19 protein-coding genes are annotated in these 17,256 nt (G+C 65.2%); 6 read left to right on the forward strand and 13 right to left on the reverse strand.

Annotated features, from left to right (window positions below; translation table 11 throughout):
* Positions 1-183 precede the first annotated feature (183 nt).
* Positions 184-576, forward strand: coding sequence for an ankyrin repeat domain-containing protein (locus QRO91_RS11665; protein ID WP_197650376.1), 393 nt, complete (start codon positions 184-186; stop codon positions 574-576).
* An 88-nt stretch (positions 577-664) separates the two neighbouring features.
* On the opposite strand, the gene QRO91_RS11670 is transcribed toward QRO91_RS11665, so the two are convergent.
* Together QRO91_RS11670 and QRO91_RS11675 are read right to left on the reverse strand one after the other, a co-directional pair.
* The gene (locus tag QRO91_RS11670) at positions 665-985 is read right to left on the reverse strand and encodes a hypothetical protein (protein ID WP_197619797.1); all 321 of its coding nucleotides are present in this window, start codon (positions 983-985) and stop codon (positions 665-667) included.
* A gap of 146 nt (positions 986-1,131) precedes the next feature.
* Positions 1,132-2,121: an MDR family oxidoreductase gene (locus tag QRO91_RS11675; protein ID WP_049429708.1), complete on the reverse strand. Its 990-nt coding sequence runs from the start codon at positions 2,119-2,121 to the stop codon at positions 1,132-1,134.
* Between the two features lie 102 nt (positions 2,122-2,223).
* On the opposite strand from QRO91_RS11675, the gene QRO91_RS11680 reads away from it, so the two are divergent.
* The 3 genes from QRO91_RS11680 (at position 2,224) to QRO91_RS11690 (ending at position 4,987) form a co-directional block, all read left to right on the forward strand.
* Positions 2,224-2,571 carry a helix-turn-helix domain-containing protein gene (locus tag QRO91_RS11680; RefSeq protein ID WP_049429707.1) on the forward strand — a complete coding sequence of 116 codons (348 nt, stop codon included), beginning with the start codon at positions 2,224-2,226 and terminating at the stop codon, positions 2,569-2,571.
* Between the two features lie 198 nt (positions 2,572-2,769).
* Complete coding sequence (locus QRO91_RS11685; protein ID WP_285310400.1) at positions 2,770-3,633, forward strand: hypothetical protein; 864 nt, start codon at positions 2,770-2,772, stop codon at positions 3,631-3,633.
* Positions 3,634-3,664: 31 nt separating this feature from the next.
* Entirely contained in the window at positions 3,665-4,987 is a 1,323-nt protein-coding gene (locus QRO91_RS11690; RefSeq protein WP_197650378.1) for an XVIPCD domain-containing protein, read from the forward strand.
* 69 nt (positions 4,988-5,056) lie between these two features.
* Here the strand turns inward: QRO91_RS11690 and QRO91_RS11695 are convergent, their stop codons facing one another.
* The 3 genes from QRO91_RS11695 to QRO91_RS11705 all read right to left on the reverse strand — a co-directional run bounded on the left by QRO91_RS11695 (position 5,057) and on the right by QRO91_RS11705 (position 8,277).
* On the reverse strand, positions 5,057-5,254 hold the full coding sequence (locus tag QRO91_RS11695) for a hypothetical protein (RefSeq protein WP_080355030.1): 198 nt from the start codon (positions 5,252-5,254) through the stop codon (positions 5,057-5,059).
* Between the two features lie 162 nt (positions 5,255-5,416).
* On the reverse strand, positions 5,417-7,558 hold the full coding sequence (locus QRO91_RS11700; protein WP_285310401.1) for a TonB-dependent siderophore receptor: 2,142 nt from the start codon (positions 7,556-7,558) through the stop codon (positions 5,417-5,419).
* Between the two features lie 74 nt (positions 7,559-7,632).
* Positions 7,633-8,277, reverse strand: coding sequence for a TetR/AcrR family transcriptional regulator (locus QRO91_RS11705; protein WP_049429695.1), 645 nt, complete (start codon positions 8,275-8,277; stop codon positions 7,633-7,635).
* Between the two features lie 82 nt (positions 8,278-8,359).
* Between QRO91_RS11705 and QRO91_RS11710 the strand changes: the two genes are divergently transcribed.
* Positions 8,360-9,883: an FAD-dependent monooxygenase gene (locus tag QRO91_RS11710; protein WP_197632141.1), complete on the forward strand. Its 1,524-nt coding sequence runs from the start codon at positions 8,360-8,362 to the stop codon at positions 9,881-9,883.
* Positions 9,884-9,891: 8 nt separating this feature from the next.
* On the opposite strand, the gene QRO91_RS11715 is transcribed toward QRO91_RS11710, so the two are convergent.
* From QRO91_RS11715 to QRO91_RS11745, 7 genes are all read right to left on the reverse strand, one after another.
* Positions 9,892-11,595 carry a PAS domain-containing sensor histidine kinase gene (locus tag QRO91_RS11715; protein ID WP_197650380.1) on the reverse strand — a complete coding sequence of 568 codons (1,704 nt, stop codon included), beginning with the start codon at positions 11,593-11,595 and terminating at the stop codon, positions 9,892-9,894.
* 182 nt (positions 11,596-11,777) lie between these two features.
* Positions 11,778-12,026 (reverse strand): hypothetical protein, encoded by a 249-nt coding sequence (locus QRO91_RS11720; protein ID WP_005410137.1) that lies wholly within the window; start codon positions 12,024-12,026, stop codon positions 11,778-11,780.
* Positions 12,027-12,123: 97 nt separating this feature from the next.
* Positions 12,124-12,369, reverse strand: coding sequence for a hypothetical protein (locus QRO91_RS11725; RefSeq protein WP_049429692.1), 246 nt, complete (start codon positions 12,367-12,369; stop codon positions 12,124-12,126).
* 123 nt (positions 12,370-12,492) lie between these two features.
* Positions 12,493-12,780, reverse strand: a complete 288-nt coding sequence (locus QRO91_RS11730; RefSeq protein WP_049429691.1) for a hypothetical protein — start codon at positions 12,778-12,780, stop codon at positions 12,493-12,495.
* A gap of 86 nt (positions 12,781-12,866) precedes the next feature.
* A complete protein-coding gene (locus QRO91_RS11735; protein ID WP_049429690.1) occupies positions 12,867-13,511 on the reverse strand; it encodes a hypothetical protein in 645 nt (214 codons plus the stop codon).
* Positions 13,512-13,644: 133 nt separating this feature from the next.
* Positions 13,645-14,121: a membrane protein gene (locus tag QRO91_RS11740; RefSeq protein WP_049429689.1), complete on the reverse strand. Its 477-nt coding sequence runs from the start codon at positions 14,119-14,121 to the stop codon at positions 13,645-13,647.
* A 92-nt stretch (positions 14,122-14,213) separates the two neighbouring features.
* Positions 14,214-15,452 (reverse strand): NADH:flavin oxidoreductase/NADH oxidase family protein, encoded by a 1,239-nt coding sequence (locus tag QRO91_RS11745; RefSeq protein ID WP_049429688.1) that lies wholly within the window; start codon positions 15,450-15,452, stop codon positions 14,214-14,216.
* A gap of 89 nt (positions 15,453-15,541) precedes the next feature.
* Between QRO91_RS11745 and QRO91_RS11750 the strand changes: the two genes are divergently transcribed.
* Positions 15,542-16,021 carry a MerR family transcriptional regulator gene (locus QRO91_RS11750; protein ID WP_049429687.1) on the forward strand — a complete coding sequence of 160 codons (480 nt, stop codon included), beginning with the start codon at positions 15,542-15,544 and terminating at the stop codon, positions 16,019-16,021.
* A gap of 16 nt (positions 16,022-16,037) precedes the next feature.
* Here QRO91_RS11750 and QRO91_RS11755 read toward each other — a convergent pair whose 3' ends face one another.
* Positions 16,038-17,246 carry an MFS transporter gene (locus tag QRO91_RS11755; RefSeq protein ID WP_049429686.1) on the reverse strand — a complete coding sequence of 403 codons (1,209 nt, stop codon included), beginning with the start codon at positions 17,244-17,246 and terminating at the stop codon, positions 16,038-16,040.
* Positions 17,247-17,256 lie beyond the last annotated feature (10 nt).

Genomic DNA, 17,256 nt, shown 5'->3' on the forward strand with positions numbered 1-17,256 from the left:
GGCTTCGCATACGCAGGAAGTGGTCTGTGGAGTGGCGCGGTGTCGCGTTTTTTCGCGTGCGTCCCGGATGTGCGCTCCGTACGTGCCACTATGCACCTGTGCAATGGTGTGCCACGATCCGGCGGCTCACTGCATGTTGAGTGGAAGCGGTGCTTGGAGAAGGGCTTGGGAGGGAATGCCCCGATGAATGCAGTGGATCCGGAATTGAAGAGGTTGCTGGCAAGGTTCGATGAGAGCCACACCTTCGAAGGCTGCGAGTTGACCAGTCCGGAAAGCCATGGGATCGACGACGATACGCCGCTGCATATAGCGGCGTTCAATAACGAAGTGGATCTACTCAAAGAGTTGATGCCGTTCGTCACCAATATCGACGTACTCGGGGATATTGGATTGACCCCGATGGCGAACGCGGTGATTAGTGAAAGCCTCGAGGCCGTTGTCTACCTTCTCTCCTGTGGTGCGGACCCCATGATCCTGGATGAAGTGGGCGATTCGGTGCTGGAGATCATGAAGAGGAGACCCGTCTTCAATCAGTTGGTTGAGCAGATCGAGAGCGAGCTGCCGGGGGCGGTTTGAGGCGGGCGAGGTGTGGGTGCTGGAGCGCGCTCGTGGCTCCGCAACCTGGGGCAGGCCGAGAAGATCACGGTGCTAGGATCGCGTGCCATCACTCGTAGGCGCGATCCTGCTTCGTTGGCGCTACTTCGACTACATCACCACGCCGGATCAGCTCATCCAGATCCACCGCCGAAGCGGCCAGGGCATCCTGTGCATCGAAATCCCACTTGTCCTTGTACTCGCGTGCCAGCAGGTCGCAGACCGCCTTGGCACGCGGATAGGCATCGTCCTTGCCCTCGCTCTGCTTCAGCGCATCGCGATGGATCTGGCACAGCATGAGCTGGTGCGCATCTTCGGCGCGCTCGCGCTCCCAGGTGATGTCGGGCAGGCCCGAAAGCGCAGCGGCAAGTGCGAACGCGGTCATTGGCATGTCGGGTGTCCAGGCAGCGATGGGAACCCGAGCGTATGCGAGCGGCAGTGGCTTGAGGTCATCGCCGCCCGCGTTGTTTCACTACGTGTTCACCATTCGCCGCAGCATGGAAACTGCATCAAATGCAGTTGATCCAGACGATCTGCTCACGCATTCACATCCACCACAATCCGCCCACGCACCTTGCCCGGGATGATCTGGTCGTAGACGTCCAGCACCTCGGCAAGCCCGATCAGCTGCACGGTGCTTTCCAGCTTCTGCGGGTCCAGGTCGGTGGCAAGCCGGTCCCATGCACGCTGGCGCACGGCCTGCGGCGCATTCACCGAATCCACGCCAGCAAGCGTCACGTTGCGGAGAATGAAGGGCAATACCGAGCCATGCAGCTCATCACTCTGCGCCAGCCCGCAGGCGGCCACTGCGCCTCGGTATTTCGTCTCGGCAATGGCGTTGACGAGGGTGGGGCCACCCGCCACATCGACCACGCCGGCCCAGCGCTCGGCACTCACGGGCCGCTCGCGCGGTTCTGAAAGCTGCGCGCGGTCGATGATCTCGGCGGCGCCCAGGCTGTGCAGATACCCGGCGTGTTCAGGTCGCCCGGTGGCAGCCACTACGCGATAGCCAAGCTTGGACAGGATCGCCACCGCAATCGAGCCGACGCCGCCGTTGGCGCCGGTGACCAGCACATCGCCCTTCCCGGGCGTCACGCCTGCATCTTCCAGTGCCAGCACGCACAGCATGGCGGTATAGCCTGCTGTGCCGATGGCCATGGCGTCGCGGGTGCTCAGGTTGGCGGGAATCCTGTTGAGCCATTCGCCGCGAACACGGGCACGCTGGGCGAGGCCGCCGTGGTGGCCCATGCTGAGATCCCAGCCGTTCAACACCACGCGGTCACCGGGTTGGAAACCGGCATTGCCCGATTCCAGTACAACGCCAGCCAGATCGATGCCAGGGATCAACGGGAACGTCCGGATCACCGGGCGCGTGCCGGTGAGGGCCAGCGCGTCCTTGTAGTTCAGCGTGGAGTACTCGACCTGCACCAGCACGTCGCCATCCATCAGGTTGGCTTCATCGAAATCGACCAGCTCCGTGGATACGCCGTCGTTGGTTCTGCGCGTCAGCAGTGCCTTGAAACTCATGGTGCGGTCTCACGTTCAGTGGATGAGCCCATGCTAGGCTCGCACCGTTATCGCAACAAGAACGATGATTTTCCGTAGGTACTATGGTTTTCCGGAGTATGCATGCGTAGCAGGCGTTGGGACGGCAAGAGCGGTTGCGCGGTGGAAGTCACGCTGTCGGTGATGGGCGGCGTGTGGAAGCCGATCATTCTGTTTCACCTGATGACAGGCAAGCGACGCTTCATGGAGTTGACGCGGCGTGTGCCCAACGCCACCCAGTCCATGCTGACCAGCCAGCTGCGGGAACTGGAGGCTGACGGCGTGGTGATCCGCCACGTGTACCCGGAAGTACCGCCGAAGGTGGAATACGAGCTTTCCGAATTCGGGCGCACGCTGGTGCCGGTACTGCTTGCCATGCGCGAGTGGGGTGAAACCTATCGCGGCCATAAAGGCACGAACAGCGACGGCTGAGGCGTGAAGCGGCGAGCCGAGCGTCGCCGCCATGGCGCTTGAACCCCTGCAGCATTCCGGAGGCCGCGGCAATAGCCGAAGTACTGCAGGCAGCGCATGTGGAGCGCTGCCTCGCTCCGTGAAGGGCGGTGATGCGGTTCCTGTTCCGTTGACGCCCGGTTCCCTATAGTGGCCCCGGAACCCTGCAATGGAATGCCCATGCACGTGATGTCCCCCAGCCGTTGCCTGACGCTTGCACTTGCCGTCGCAGTGAGTGCCAGCGCGTGTGCGCGGCCGCCGTCCACCGAACACGAAAGGAATCCCGCCATGTCCGGCGCAACGCAGACCGGCCGCACGATCAACGGTCACACCTATACCGATGCCCCCGTGGACGTGAAGCTCGGGCCGAACACTTTCCGCATTCCGGCCAACTACCTGGACAGCCAGATCGCACCGTGGCCGGGCGAGGGGGTGACGCTTGTCATCGAGTGGCCGGACATGACGCCGACGGCGCCGGGTGCCCGCGCCAATCCGCGCACGAATGATTTCCGGAAGGAGATTCCCATTCGGATCAACTACGTTGATCGCGTTCCCGTCGAAACACTGCTCTCAAGGCTGTCGTCAAATGAAGCCATCACGGAGGAGGGTTCTGTGGAAAGGGAGGATCCCAGGGACCGTCTCGACCAACGCGTCGCACAGCCGGAGACCTTGGGCCTGACGCCCTGTGCAATCGATGAAGCGAAGATGGTGGTGTACGCGAAGAAGCATGAGGCGCGGTACGGAAAGCCGCCTGTCCGCAATCCCGCCTACGAGAGAGACTGGTACATCGCACGCCAGGGCGACGGCCGGATCAGCTCGTTCATCAAATGTGACGGCGAGGAATTCCGACGCGACGGCGTGCGGCTGGAGGGGCGCGAGGTGATCAGTGAGCCTGGGGAAGTAGCAGCCGGCTGCGTTCATTACTTCGTGGACATCGACAACAAGCTGTCCGTCAGCCTGGACTACAAGAGAGCGTTTCTGAAGGACTGGAAGCGCATGGAAGAGGCCGTCAGGGACGTCATCGCGCGCACCCGGTCCAAGTGATCGGTGATTCAAGGAAGAGAAGAGGCAGGGTATGAGTGGATTGACCGAACGCGATCTGAGCGTCCTTGGAAACTATGCCAGAGACGGCAACCGCGAGCTTTACTGGAACTACCTGTCGCAACTGCCGGGAGCCGATGGGTACGGGACACTGGCACTGGGTGTTGTACGCAATGACAGCCTGCCGGGACGCGTCGCGAACACCTATGCACAGAACTATGCGAAGACCCAGCAGGAAGAGGGATCCCGGTTTTCAAATGCACAGTTGACCGAGCGGCAATGGGAGTCCTTTGGGCAGACCCTGCTCGAAAGAGATCTTGAGTTGCGGCAGCAGTGGATGAACGAGCGCCGCCCAGACCTGGCACTGAATCTCCCCGGCAAGGATGTGATGCTGGCCCACGACCGTGCATTTGAACGGCATGAACTCGATCCCAACTGCTGGACGCCGCGCGTGTTGCTGCAGGCGGCTGAACAGAAGAGCGGCCACGAGAAGCTGGAACAGATCTGGACCAACATGCTCAACAACGACTACGCCGGCGGCCCGCGCGTGGGCAACACCAGCGTCGATGCCATCAGCCAGATGGGATGGGCGAAGGGCGGCCAGTACCTGACCCGGTTGAGCGTGCTGGAAGCCACCCAGATACTGGAAGGGCGCTCGGCGGTCGATCCGAACGTCATCGGTGGCAACAGCTACTACGCGATGTACTTCGAGGCGGACAGGAAATGGGCCAGCGTCAGTTCCGGCGGCGGCCACGTGTCGATGCGCGAGATCACCGACCCCACCCGCATCGCCGAACTCAACGACGCTCGCGACGTCCGCCTGGAGCGACAGGAGAAACGTACCCGGTTCCACCCGGATGACCCCTATCGGACCATAACCCGCAGCCCGCTTACCGCAGCAGTGGACGACATGCCTGATCCCTCGTTGGCACCGACTCGCCTGGCCGACATCCGTCCAGGCCACCGTGAGTACGCACTGATGCAGCAGGTACGCGAAGGCGTGGCCGCGATCGATGCCAGCGCCGGGCGTACCCATGATGAGGACAGCGAGCGTCTTGTGGCGAGCGTGATGGCGTTGGCCCGCCGCAACCAGCTTGAACGTGCCGACCATGTGCTGCTGAGCGCCCAGACCGCCGACAGCCCCGCAGGGCGGAACGTCTTCGTGGTGCAGGGCGGGATGAACGATCCCGCGCACCTGCGCGTCTCGATGCCCACTGACGTGGCGGTGCAGACTCCGGTTGCGCAGTCGCTGCAGCAGATCGAGGCCGCCAGCCTGGACCACCAACCGGCGGCTGTGCAGCGCCAGCAGGACATTGACGTGCAGGCTCGCGAGAGCCCTGGGATGCGGATGGGGTGAAATCGCAGCGCCGGGCCGCCAATGCCAGCCCCCGGATGGGGGCCGGCACGCATCACGGCAACGCGTGACTTACGGGATGGTGCAGCCACTGTTTCTCAGGCAACGTGCAAACGCCGGGTAGCAGACGTTCTCACCATTGCCCGCCGCCAGACAAGCATCGTAGGCGGTGTAGCACGGGGTACAGCGGGACTGCGCGGAGGCACTGCCGATTCCCAGGGTCAGTGCAGCAGCCGCAATAGCAACAGACAGCTTGAATCCAATCTTCATGCTTCACTCCGTTGATAGCCCTCCTTGGGCAACGGCAACGCTACAGGCGGAGGTGATCGTGCACAAGTGACTGGAAGTGCCGATGGTTTCGGACACGCGTGAACCAGTGCCAGGCAACGATCTGCTTGCCGACAGTGGATTCAGCGCTACAAATGCTTCCGGTCAGAAGCTGTAGGCCGCCTGCACATACACCCGTCGTGGCTCGCCGGGGAAATGCCCGTTGCGTTCGATGAAGCCACTGGCCGCATACACCTTGTCGAACAGGTTCTTCACATTGGCCTGGAACTGCCATTGCTTCCACGTCGTCTTCCAGCTCATGTCGAACACCGTGTAGGCCTTCACCGCTTGCCCATCCAGGCTGACACGCTCGCCCACATGGTCTGCTCCGAAGCCGATGGCGGAGTTGATTGCCGGCAGGTCGTAGCGGGTCCACAGGCCCAGCTTGTTGCGGGGCGCATTCGCGAAGCGGTCGCCGGAGGCGTTGGTGATGCCGTTCGGGCCGGCGTCCTTCACCCGCGCATCGTGGTAGGCGTAGGTCAGGTTCAGCACCCAGCGCTCGGTAAGGTCGGCCAGCAGGTCCAGCTCCATGCCGGTACTGCGCACCAGGCCCAGCGCGGCCAGCTGGTTCACGCCACCGATCACTTCGCCGGTGGCCTGCACGATGTTGCTGCGGTCGATCCGGTAGGCCGCCATGTTCAACGTCACGCGGTCGGACAGCAGGGACTTCATGCCCACTTCCCACTGCTTGCTGCGCTCGGCATTGAACGGTCCGCCGGCCGCCGGATTCTGGTTGGCGGCACTCTGCGGCACGAAACCACTGGCGACGTTGGCGTAGAAATTCATGCCTTCGCGCACGGTGAACGTGCTGCCCAGCCGCCAGCTGATGTCGTTGCCATCCACGCTGCTGCCGGCGATGCGATCCTCATCCTTGAAACCGTCCCAGCGCAGCCCGGCCAGCACATGCCAGCGCGGGCCCAGTGCCAGCTCATCCTGCAGGTAACCGCCATAGCGTTTGCTGCGGGTGGACGTGCTGCGCCAGGGCAGGGCGCCCAGGGTGTAGTCATGCCAGGTGCTGGCGCCGTACACCGGATTGAACAGGTCGATGCCGCGCACCGGCCCTGCGCCGCGCGCAAGGTCAGCGCTGTTGGCGGTCTGTGCAGTGAAATCCGCATCCAGCTGGTACACATCGGCGCCGAACAGCACCTTGTGCTCCACCACGCCGGTGGTTACCCGCCAGACTGCATTGCCGTTGGCAGTGAACGCCTCGTTGTCACGGATCTGGTTGCGCAGCTGTCGGGTCATCCATTCGGCCACACCATCGCGGTCGCGATCGATCAGGCCCATCGGCTCGTGGTACATCTGGTGTTCGTTGTTGCTGAACCAGCGGGCGGCGAAGTCCACGTCCAGGGTATCGAGCGGCGCGAAGCGATACTGTGCCAGCGCCACCTTGGCGCGCATGTCGAGAAAGTCGCTGGCTTCGTTGTGGTTCCACCGGCGGTCGGTCAGGAACGTGCCCGCATCGTTGACCGGTACGCCGCGCAGGCGGTTGCCGCCAAGATTCTGGGTGATGTCGGTGAACTGCAGCACCAGTTCGCCGGTCCGGCCCACGTCGAAGGCCAGCGAGGCATCGCCGATCACACTCTCGCTGTCGGTGTTCCAGCGCACGCCCTTTTCATTGTCGGCATAGAGCCCGGCGCGATAGCGCACGCTGCCGGTGGCATTCAACGGCCCCGTACCCTCGATCGATCCGGCACGGAAGTCGTTGTCGCCCAGCTGGATCTCGATGCGGCGCTCGGCAGCGGCTTTGGGCTTGCGGGTCACATAGTTGATGACGCCACCGGCATCTCCGCCGCCATACAGCGCTCCCGCCGGGCCCTTCAGCACCTCCACGCGCTCGATATTGAACAGCTGCGGCACCGAGAAGTCTGCATAGGGATCGCCGCGCAGGCCGTCATACAGCACGTTCTCCTGGCGGAAGCCGCGCAGGGTCACCCCGGCATAGCTGAAATAGCTGATGCCGCTGATGCTGCGATAGAGATCGGTCACCTGGCGCGCGGCCTGGTCGTCGATCAGTTCACGCGGGATGACCTGGACCGACTGAGGGACCAGTTCCAGCGGCGTATCCGTGCGGGTGCCGACTGCGGCATCGTCCACCCGATAGAGCGTCTGTGCACGTCCGCGGACTTCGACCTTGTCCAGGTCCCTGGGTGAGGTCGTCGAGGTGTCGGCAGCCTGGGCGAGGGATGCCAGGGGCAGGGCCAGTGCCAGGCACAGGGTGCGTTTCTGGGTCGTGGGGAGGGGCATGGGCGGAGGTTCGCGTGGATGCAAATGAGAAAGAGTAGCATTTGCAACACTTCGTGACCTATCCCCCGAATGCGTTATGGACGCGCGCCGGGATCGGTATAGGGGGTGCCAGCCAGGGCCACCAGTACTCCGGTGCCACCGCGCACGATCAGCTGCAGCATGGCCTGGCGTGGATCCTCGCCCTGCAGCTGGCTCGCCAGTCCTTTCTCATAGGCTGCCACCACCGAGGCCAGCAGCATGGCGGCGCCCAGGCGCGCTTCGGCGTCGCTCTCCGCTCGCCCGATCGCCTCGGCCATCCATTTCGCCAGATCGTCCGTCAGCTGCGCCTGCAGGCGCCGGGCATGTGCGGTCAGTACCGGGCTGTCAGCGACGGTTGCCCAGAATGCAGCGGCGCCAGCATTGATGCGCAGCAGCGGATGGGCCGCCTCCAGCAACTCGCGCACGAGTGACTGGAAGGCCGCCAGCGGGGTCATGCCGGTGCGCGCCGCCATGCCCTCGCGCAGCAGCGCACGTGCTTCCTCGTCGCGGTCGAAGACAAGGTCTTCCTTGCTGGCGAAGTAATTGAAGACCGTCTTGCGTGATACCCCCGCAGCCTCGGCGATCTCGGACATGGACACGGCCTCGAAGCCGCGCGCGATGATCAGCCCGGTGGCGACGTCGGAAATCGCTTGTCGGGTCTCGGCTTTGCGCTGATCGCGGCGGCCTGGGAGCGGGGTCATGGGCGGTTCACTTGTGAAAACGTACACCGAGTGTAACATTTGACTTGCCGGAGCGCCGGCCCGGCGCTCACGAGGAATCCCCATGCTGTACGACGTCGTCATTGCCGGTGCTGGCCCGGTTGGCTTGTTCCTGTCCTGCGAACTGGCCAATGCCGGGTGTTCGGTGCTTGTGCTGGAACAGGCCGGGTCCGCCGACTCGCCGTTGAAGCGCCTGCCATTCGGGCTGCGCGGCCTGAACACCCCCACGCTGGAGGCACTGGATCGGCGCGGCCTGTTGGACGCAGTCGCCGCGGCGCAGGTGCTCAAGCCCGACAAGGGCGCGCCGCCGCCCGGCACCGCCCATTGGTTGGCACAGCCGCGCGCGCTGGGTGGTCACTTTGCGGGTATTCCGTTCGCGCTGGACAGCGTGGACACCGGGCGCTGGAACTGGCGCCTGCCGACGCCGGTCGGCACCCAGATGGCGATTGAGCTGCAGGCGCTGGAACGGGTCCTCGCCGAACGTGCGAGCGCGCTGGGCGTCTGCATCGAACGCGGGCGCGCGGTAGAGGCCGTGCAGGCTGGCGAGGCGGAGGTGGTCATTGAGACTGCTGACGGAGTCGTACGCGGTCGTTGGCTGGTCGGCTGCGACGGTGGCCGCAGCACCGTGCGGAAGCAGTGCGGCTTCAGCTTCGTCGGCACCGATCCGGAATTCACCGGCCATTCGCTGCTGGTTGAGCTGGAAGATCCTTCGGTGCTGACGCCGGGCCGGCAGAACACCGCGCAGGGCATGTGCAATTTCAATCCGCCGGGCGTGCTGGCGCTGGCCGATTTCGACGGAGGGGCTGGCCATCGCGCGCCCCTCGATCTGGACGCTGCGCAGGCTTTGCTGCGGCGCGTGTCCGGTTGCGATGCAACGATCACGGCCCTGCATCTGCACAGCACCTGGACCGATGGCGCGCGCCAGGCCAGCGCCTATCGCAAGGGGCGTGTCCTGTTGGCGGGCGACGCTGCGCATGTGCATTCGCCACTGGGCGGACAGGGCCTGAACCTGGGCATCGGCGATGCGATGAACCTCGGCTGGAAGCTGGCCGCCGTGGCGCGGGGCAAGGCCGATGAGGCGCTGCTGGACAGCTATCAGGCTGAGCGCCATCCAGCGGGCGCCAAAGTACTGGACTGGTCACGCGCACAGGTTGCGCTGATGCGTCCCGGGGCCGGTTCGCGCGCGCTGGCAGCGATCATGGCCGACCTGGCTGGCACCCGCGATGGGGCCACGTATCTGGCCGAGCGGATCTGGGGTGTTTCGCAGCGGCTGGATCTTGCTGGAGAGCACCCGCTTGTCGGCAGGAGCGCGCCTGACTTCCGGTTGGCCGATGGCCGCCGCTTGGGCGAATTGCTGAGAACGGGGCAGGGGGCGCTGCTTGTCTTCGACCGGGCATCTTCGTTATCGCAGTTTGCCCAACGCTGGCTGCCTCCCATCGCCTGCGCCGCAAATACTGGAGATGCGGCATCGGGCCTGGGAGCAGTGCTGGTGCGCCCGGATGGCATCGTCGCCTGGGCCTGCGGCGCAGGGGCGGATATGTCCGGCATCGATTCAGTGCTTGCTTCCTGGCCCGGTTCGACGCGGTGATCTGCCGGCTAAAGCGCAGTCACCATCGCCTGTGAGCGGCAACTGGCCTCGGTCATCACCGAGGCCAGCTGCTTGAGGGAGTAGGGCTTGCGCAGCAGCGTGAAACCGTGGCCTGGATCGCGGGCCAGCAGTTCGCTGTAGCCACTGGTGAGAATGATCGGAAGATCGGGCAGGCGGCTGCGGATGGTGCGGGCGAGATCCAGCCCATTGGTCCCGGGCATGACCACGTCGCTGAACACCACGTGGAAACGCGCAGCGTCGCGCTCGAGCTCCGCCAGTGCCTCGTCGGCATTGCGCGCGAGCACGACGTTGTACTCAAGCTCGCGCAGCGCCCCGACTGCAAACTCGGCCACATCCACGTTGTCTTCCACCACCAGTACGCACAATCCGTGGCCATGCAGCAGCCCCTGTTGCGCGGTCGGCAGCTCGATGGTGGCGTTTTCCTGCGCCAGCGGCAGATACAACGTGAAGCGCGTACCGACACCTGCCTGGCTCTGTACGTCCACTTCGCCCTCGGACTGTTTGACGAAGCCGAACACCTGGCTGAGGCCAAGCCCCGTGCCCGCGCCCACTCCCTTAGTGGTGAAAAATGGCTCAAAGATCCGATCCACCACGGACGGATCGATACCGGCGCCTGTGTCGCTGACGCTGATCGCAGCAAAGTCGCCTTTCATCGGCGCCGCGAGCCGGACGGAAGGCACCGACGTCAGCTGTTCCACATTGATCGTCACCTTGCCGTGGCCGTCAATGGCGTCGCGCGCGTTCACCGCGATGTTGATCAGTGCGGTGTCGAGCTGGGTCCGGTCCAGCAGCACCGGCAATGGGGCGTCGGGCAGGTTCACCGACACGGAGATGCGTGCACCCAGCACTGTGGTGATGATGTCCGAAAGCGCGCGTACGCTCTCGCAGAGGTCGAACACCTGCGGCGACAGGCTCTGTCTACGCGAGAACGCCAGAAGCTGGGCGGTCAGGCGAGTGGCGCGGTCGGCGGCGGTTTCGATGGCCTGTACATAGCGCAGGCGCGCATCTCCGGCTGGCCAGGTATGCAGCAGCATGTCCACGGAACCGGTGATCACCTGCAGCAGATTGTTGAAGTCGTGGGCAACGCCGCCGGTCAGCTGGCCGATGGCCTCCAGCTTCTGCGACTGCCGCAGCTGTTCGCGGGCGCGTACCAGTTCAAGGTGGGCCTCGCGTGCCTGCTCGGTGATGGCCGCCACCTGGCGCGTGTGCCGGTCGCGCTCGATCACCCGCTCGGTCTGCTCGCTGACGACGCAGATGATGCCGGCCACGCCTCCGCAACCGGCACGCAGCGGCGAGTAGGAGAACGTCCAGAATGTCTCGCGCAACGTGCCATCACGGTCCATCATCAACGGCATGTTCTTGAAACTGCGGCTTGTGCCGCCGAAGGCATCGTTGACAGCATCGACGACTTCGGCCCAGACGTCCGCCCAGACGTCTTCCAATCGGCTGCCCATGGCGCCGTGCAGCTTGCCGCCCAGCATGGGCAGGTAGGCATCGTTGAAGAAGAACGCCTTGTTGTCGCGGCCCCATGCGATCCACAGCGGCTCCGGAGAATCCAGGATCATCGCCAGCAGAGCGCGAAGTTCGGGAGGAGCGTTGATCGCGTCGGTGGAACGGGCCCAGTCGCTGTCCTGCAGCAGTCGGTAGGCGAGTTGATCGGGTGCCGAGACAGGAAGGGGGAAGGGATGCATGGCCGTGCGCGAAGAAAGGTGCCGCAGCTTAGCCGAGGCGATGTCATTGCGCCCTGCACAGCTCCTTTGCCCTGGCTGTCATCGGCCCTGCGCAGCGGACGAGGTGGCTCACGGGGCGCCCTCTGACTGCATCATCATCCCTGCGCCAACAGCCTGCGTCGTGGCACCGTCGTACTGCAGCCTCAGACACCCAGAAGCGAATTCACCTGCCAATCGGCAACCCGCGCATGGCTCACCGCCTGATGACTGCCGCATCCGTCGCAGCGGAACAAGGCGCCGCCCGGCAGCTGGACCAGATTGTCTTCGCTGGCCGAGCGGGTTTCGGAGCAATGCCGGCAGATGACGGTGAGCGCCGTAATGCGCTCCACCCCGCCAGACAGGTCGAACACAGCTTCAAAGGCATGGATGACAGGGTGACCAGTGGCCGGCATCGGGAAAGTCGTCGTGATTGGGAGGCCTTATCCTGCCCCCCCGATCGTGACGGGCTGGTCATCCGCATGCATTGGAGCGATCAAGATGCCCGGCGGCTCAGAGATCCTTCTTCTTGCCGCTCAGGTCGATCGGCCTGTCACTGCCCTTGCGCTCGCTCGACCACACTTCCATGCTCTTGTTGCAGCGGCTCTCGCGGGCAGCCACTTCGGGCGGCAGGTCCTTCAGATGCGGCGACTCCTGGCAGGCCTGGTGCATGTTGCTGTCGTCATACGTGGCGCAGGCGCTGAACGTGACCAGGGCAATGGCGGTGAGGGAGACGCGAAGCAGGGGCTGCAGGTTCATGGGGGTCTCAGGTAGCGCCGGGCTGGCCATGCGATTCAAATCCGCGACCCCGGGCACGAGCAATCCGTCCAACCGCACTTGTTATTCTGTAACATATGCGCGATAGTCCGGCGCCTGCTGCTGTCAGGCGACGCAGATCATCAGGATCATGCTCAGCGCCAGCATCAGCACGAATACGCGCCGGCTCAGCGCAAGGCAGGCCAGGCAGGCGGCCAGTGCCCAGGCAGCCAGCAGCGCGCAGGCCAGCAGCCACAGCCCGATCACGATCAAGGATCCGGTCGCCAGCGCCGACAAGGCGATGGCCTTGTACAGAGCCACGCCCAACACGCTGCCCAGCACGCCCGCCTGCAGGGCGATGGCATCGTGATGTGCGGGTGCGGGTGCGGGTGCGGGTGCGGGCGCGTGAAGCATTGTGACTGGATGGTTCCAAGCGTGAGCGGCGCGCGTACTGTGCCCGAATACACATCCACGCCATGTGTACTTCGCCGACGACGCGATCAGTGACGGCGGCGCGACAGCAATAGCCCAATGCCCACCACGGGCACGATCCCAAGCATCGGTGCTTTGTACAACGGCCAGCCATGCAGTACGCCCGTGATCACCAGTGCCGCCGTCGCCAGCAACAGGCCCGCACCCCAGACGCGTGCGGGCCAGGCACCGAAGAAGTGGCGACGTTGCGGAGCCGCGGCAGCGTTTGCGGGCCGATCTGCGAGCGCCTCTGCCAGTGCGTCCCGGAAGGTTGGGAAATCATGCATCGATGCCCGTGTGCGCTGCAGCAGCACGCTCGGTCCATCGATCAGGATCAGATCGACATGATCGTCCAGGTTGTAGGACCGGATCTGCTTGAACGGGAGAGGAGGACGGTGCTGGAATACCAGACGATCCTGTTCCAGTACCACCCGGTCCCGTTGTGGGGAATAGACTACGAAGCCGAGGATCAGCGGCGACAGCGTGAGAATCGCTGCCGCGCCCAGTGCCGGAAACGGCCCAAGTTCGGGCGCGACGGCGACCAGGAGTATTGCCAGTGGTCCGGCTCCGGCGGCAACGATGGCGTACTGGTGATAGCGCCTGAAGATGCGTACTTCGCTGCCGATTTTCCGCGGCCGGGCGGGGAGACGGGAGCGGGCGGTGGGCAACTTCATGGACTGTGTTCGATCACGGCTTTCCGGCAAGAAAGCGTGGCGTCGCGTTGCAATGAAGTCCATACAACTATTCCGAATCCGCCCTCGCTGGACCTCTATGTGCGTCTTCGCGCGCCTTCTCCCACGCATCTGTTCAGTCGAACTCGCCCTCCGCCGATTCCAGTCGCTGCCGGTACGCCGCCCGGTGCTGGTACAGGCGCTGGCACTCGGCGGACCGGTGGATCCGGCTGGCCGGTTCGTTGGCCACCGAGTCGCACATCCGCGCGATGTGGTTGTTGGCCGCAAGCTCGGTGACGAAGAACACGGCAGTGACGCCGGTGCCGAGCAGCACGACATAGAGCAGGCGGCTGAGCCAGCGCGTGCGCTTGCGCTCGAAGTGCTGCTGGAGGGTCAGGTCGAAGCGGATGATGCTGAGCACGATCCAGATGATTGCGACGAGGAAGCAGATCGTGGGCAGCAGGCCGCGCCAGAGTCCTGCTTCGAACACCGACTCGCTGTAATGGACCGCTGCGCCGGCACCGGCGATGGCGATCGCCAGTGCCCAGTTGCGGCCCAGCGAGAGCAGATCATCGAGCAGCTTTTCGCGGTTCTTGGTCGGTCCTGCTGCCACGGTGGTTCCTTCTGCCTGCTGCGACCGGCGACGGACTGCCGCAGGTCATGCAGATGGTGGAGCATCGCTGCAGTGATGAGAAGCCCGCCCGCTCAGCATCCACCTGCGCGTGCACGGATCCAGCGCCGGTAGCGGCGAGCCCGGCATTTGCCGGCGGCCTGCGCCAGCAACAGCGCCCACGCCGGCGAGACGCCGGGCGCAGTGGGGCGGCGCTGGCTGAGCCGACCCAGTTGGTATTTCACTGCCGCCATGTGTGCGCTGGCCGCCAGCGGCTTGCTGCGCCAGTTGATGTTGCGCAACGCCGGTACCGGGTCGCGGCCCTGCTGCCAGTGCTGCGGCAGATCCGGCTCGATCGCCAGCGCGGTGGCGATGCCGACCATGGCCACGCCGCTGGCCAGCACCTGTTCTGCCACCTCGCGGCGGCGGATGCCGCCGGTGACCATCAGCGGCATCGTCGCCACCGTGGCGATCTCGCGCGCGAATTCGAGGAAGTACGCTTCGCGGGCCACGCTGCGTTCGTCGCGTGCGGCGCCGGTCATGGCCGGCATCTCATAGCTGCCGCCGGACAGTTCGACCAGATCCACGCCGAGGGGCGCCAGCATCTCCACCACGGCGCGCGCGTCCTCGGGCGAGAAACCGCCGCGCTGGAAGTCGGCGGAGTTGAGCTTCACCGCCACTGCGAACGTAGGCGCCACGCTGGCGCGTACGCCCTGCACGATCTCCAGCAGCAGGCGCGCACGGTTGTCCAGGCTGCCGCCCCAGCGATCCTCGCGACGGTTCGACAGCGGCGACAGGAACTGGCTGAGCAGGTAGCCGTGCGCCGCATGGATCTCCACGCCGCTGAAACCGGCGCGTTCGGCCAGCTCGGCGCTGCGGATGAAGCGCGCGATCACTTCTTCAATGTCGGCTTCGCTAATCGCCTTTGGCGGCGCGAACTGCTTGGACAGCGCGCCCATGTCCAGTGGCACCGCCGAAGGTGCAAGGGCCGGTTGGCCAAGCGCGGCCGGCATCTGCCGACCGGGATGGTTGATCTGCATCCACATCTGCGCCCCCCGCGAGCGTGCTGTCCTTGCCCAGGCGCTGAAGCGGTCGAGATGGCGATCATCTTCCAGCACCACGCCGCCGGGGCCGGTCATGGCGCGGCCATCAACCATCACGTTGCCCGTGATGATCAGCCCGGCGCCGCCGTCGGCCCAGCGCTGGTACAACTGCAGCAGCGCTTCGGAGGGGGCGTGGTCGGCGTCGGCCATGTTCTCCTCCATCGCCGCCTTGGCGATGCGGTTGCGGATGAGGGCGCCGGAAGGCAGCGCCAAGGGCGAGAACAGCGACATCGGACAGCTCCAGGACAGGGGAATGGCGCTACGCTAACCTTCAAGTTTTATTGAAGGTCAATGGGTTCCGATGTCGAGGATTCAGGCGGATGAAGATCGGTGAGCTGGCCCGGCGCACGGGCCTGGCGGCGTCACGCATCCGCTTCTATGAGGAGGCAGGGTTGCTGGTCGTCCAGCGGCAGGCCAACGGCTACCGCGACTATCAGGAGCAGGCGGTGCTGCTGCTGGAACTGATTACCGGTGCGCAGCGCGCCGGCTTCAGCCTGGAGGAGATACGCGCCCTGCTGCCGCCAGACATGGGCCAGTGGCAGCACGACGCATTGATCTCGATGCTGCAGCAGAAGGTGGCCGACATCGAGGCGCTGCAGTTGCGGCTGGTACAGAGCCGGACGCACCTGCTGGCCCTGATCGAGGACATCCAGGCGCGGCCGGACGGGATTGACTGCGCGGCCAACTCGCGGCGGGTATTGGACCGTGTGAAACGTGGCGAGCTGGCGCGACCGACGCTTGCAGCCGGCGACGTGGCAATGCTGCGGCCGGGACGCCGCCGCCGCATGGGCAGCGGCTGACGACCCGGCGCCGTGTTCAGTGGCTGCCGGCGGTGGCCTTGCGCTTCCTGTCCAGCATCACCGCCACGCACCACAGCAGCAGGCCGCCGATGGCAGTGGCGGCACCGACATAGCCGGTGCTGGCCGGGCTGAAGCCGGCACTGATCGCCATGCCGCCCAGCCACGGCCCGAGCGCATTGGCGGTATTGAAGGCGGCATGGTTGGAGGCGGCGGCCAGGGTCTGTGCTTCGCCGGCCACGTCCATCAGGCGCGTCTGCAATACTGCGGCCAGCGCGCCCATGGTGCCGACGGTGATGATCATCGGACCGATGGTCCACACCGATTGCGCGGCCAGCGGATACAGCAGCAGCATCACGATCGACCACAGCAGCACCACCGCGGCGGCCTTGAAGTGGAACTTGTCGACCAGCCAGCCACCGGCGATGTTGCCGATGATCGCGCCGATGCCGAACACGCCCACCGCCAGCGGCATCCACGATTCGGCCACGCCGGTGACCTGCACCAGGGTCGGTGCCAGGTAGGTGAACACGCAGAACATGCCGGCGAAGCCAACGGCGCCGATCGCCAGCGCCAGCCACACCTGGGTGGTGTTGAAGGCGCGCAGTTCGCGCATCGGCGAGGTACGAACCTCGTCCGGGTCCGGCAGCAGGAAGCGCGCGATCATCGCCACGGTGGCGACGGCCAGCACGCTGACCAGGGCGAAGGCGGTGCGCCAGCTCAGCTGCTGGCCCAGCCAGGTGGTCAGCGGATTGCCGACCAGGATCGCGATCGACAGGCCCAGCAACACGCGCGACATCGCCTGGCCGCGCTGGCCGGCAGGGCTGATCGCGGCGGCCACCAGCATCGCCACGCCGAAGTAGGCGCCATGCGGCAGGCCGGCGACGAAACGCGCAATGAGCATCGTGCCGTAGTTCGGCGCCAGTGCGCTGGCCAGGTTGCCGACGGCATAGAAGCCCATCAGTGCCAGCAGCAGCTTGCGGCGAGGGAAGCTGGCGCCGACGAAGGCGAGGATCGGGGCGCCGACGACCACGCCGATGGCGTAGGCGCTGATCAGGTGGCCGACCTGGGTTTCGGAAATCGACAGGCCGCGGCTGATCTCCAGCATCAGGCCCATGCTGGCGAATTCACTGGTGCCGATGGCGAAGCCGCCCAGCGACAGGGCAAGGATGATCAGGGTGCGCTGACGGGGCGTCAGCCGCGCAGCCAGGGAAGAGTTGGGGCTCATGCGGGGCGCG

It is taken from the genome of Stenotrophomonas maltophilia group sp. Smal32 (genome assembly GCF_030237085.1).
Lineage (GTDB): Bacteria > Pseudomonadota > Gammaproteobacteria > Xanthomonadales > Xanthomonadaceae > Stenotrophomonas > Stenotrophomonas maltophilia_Q.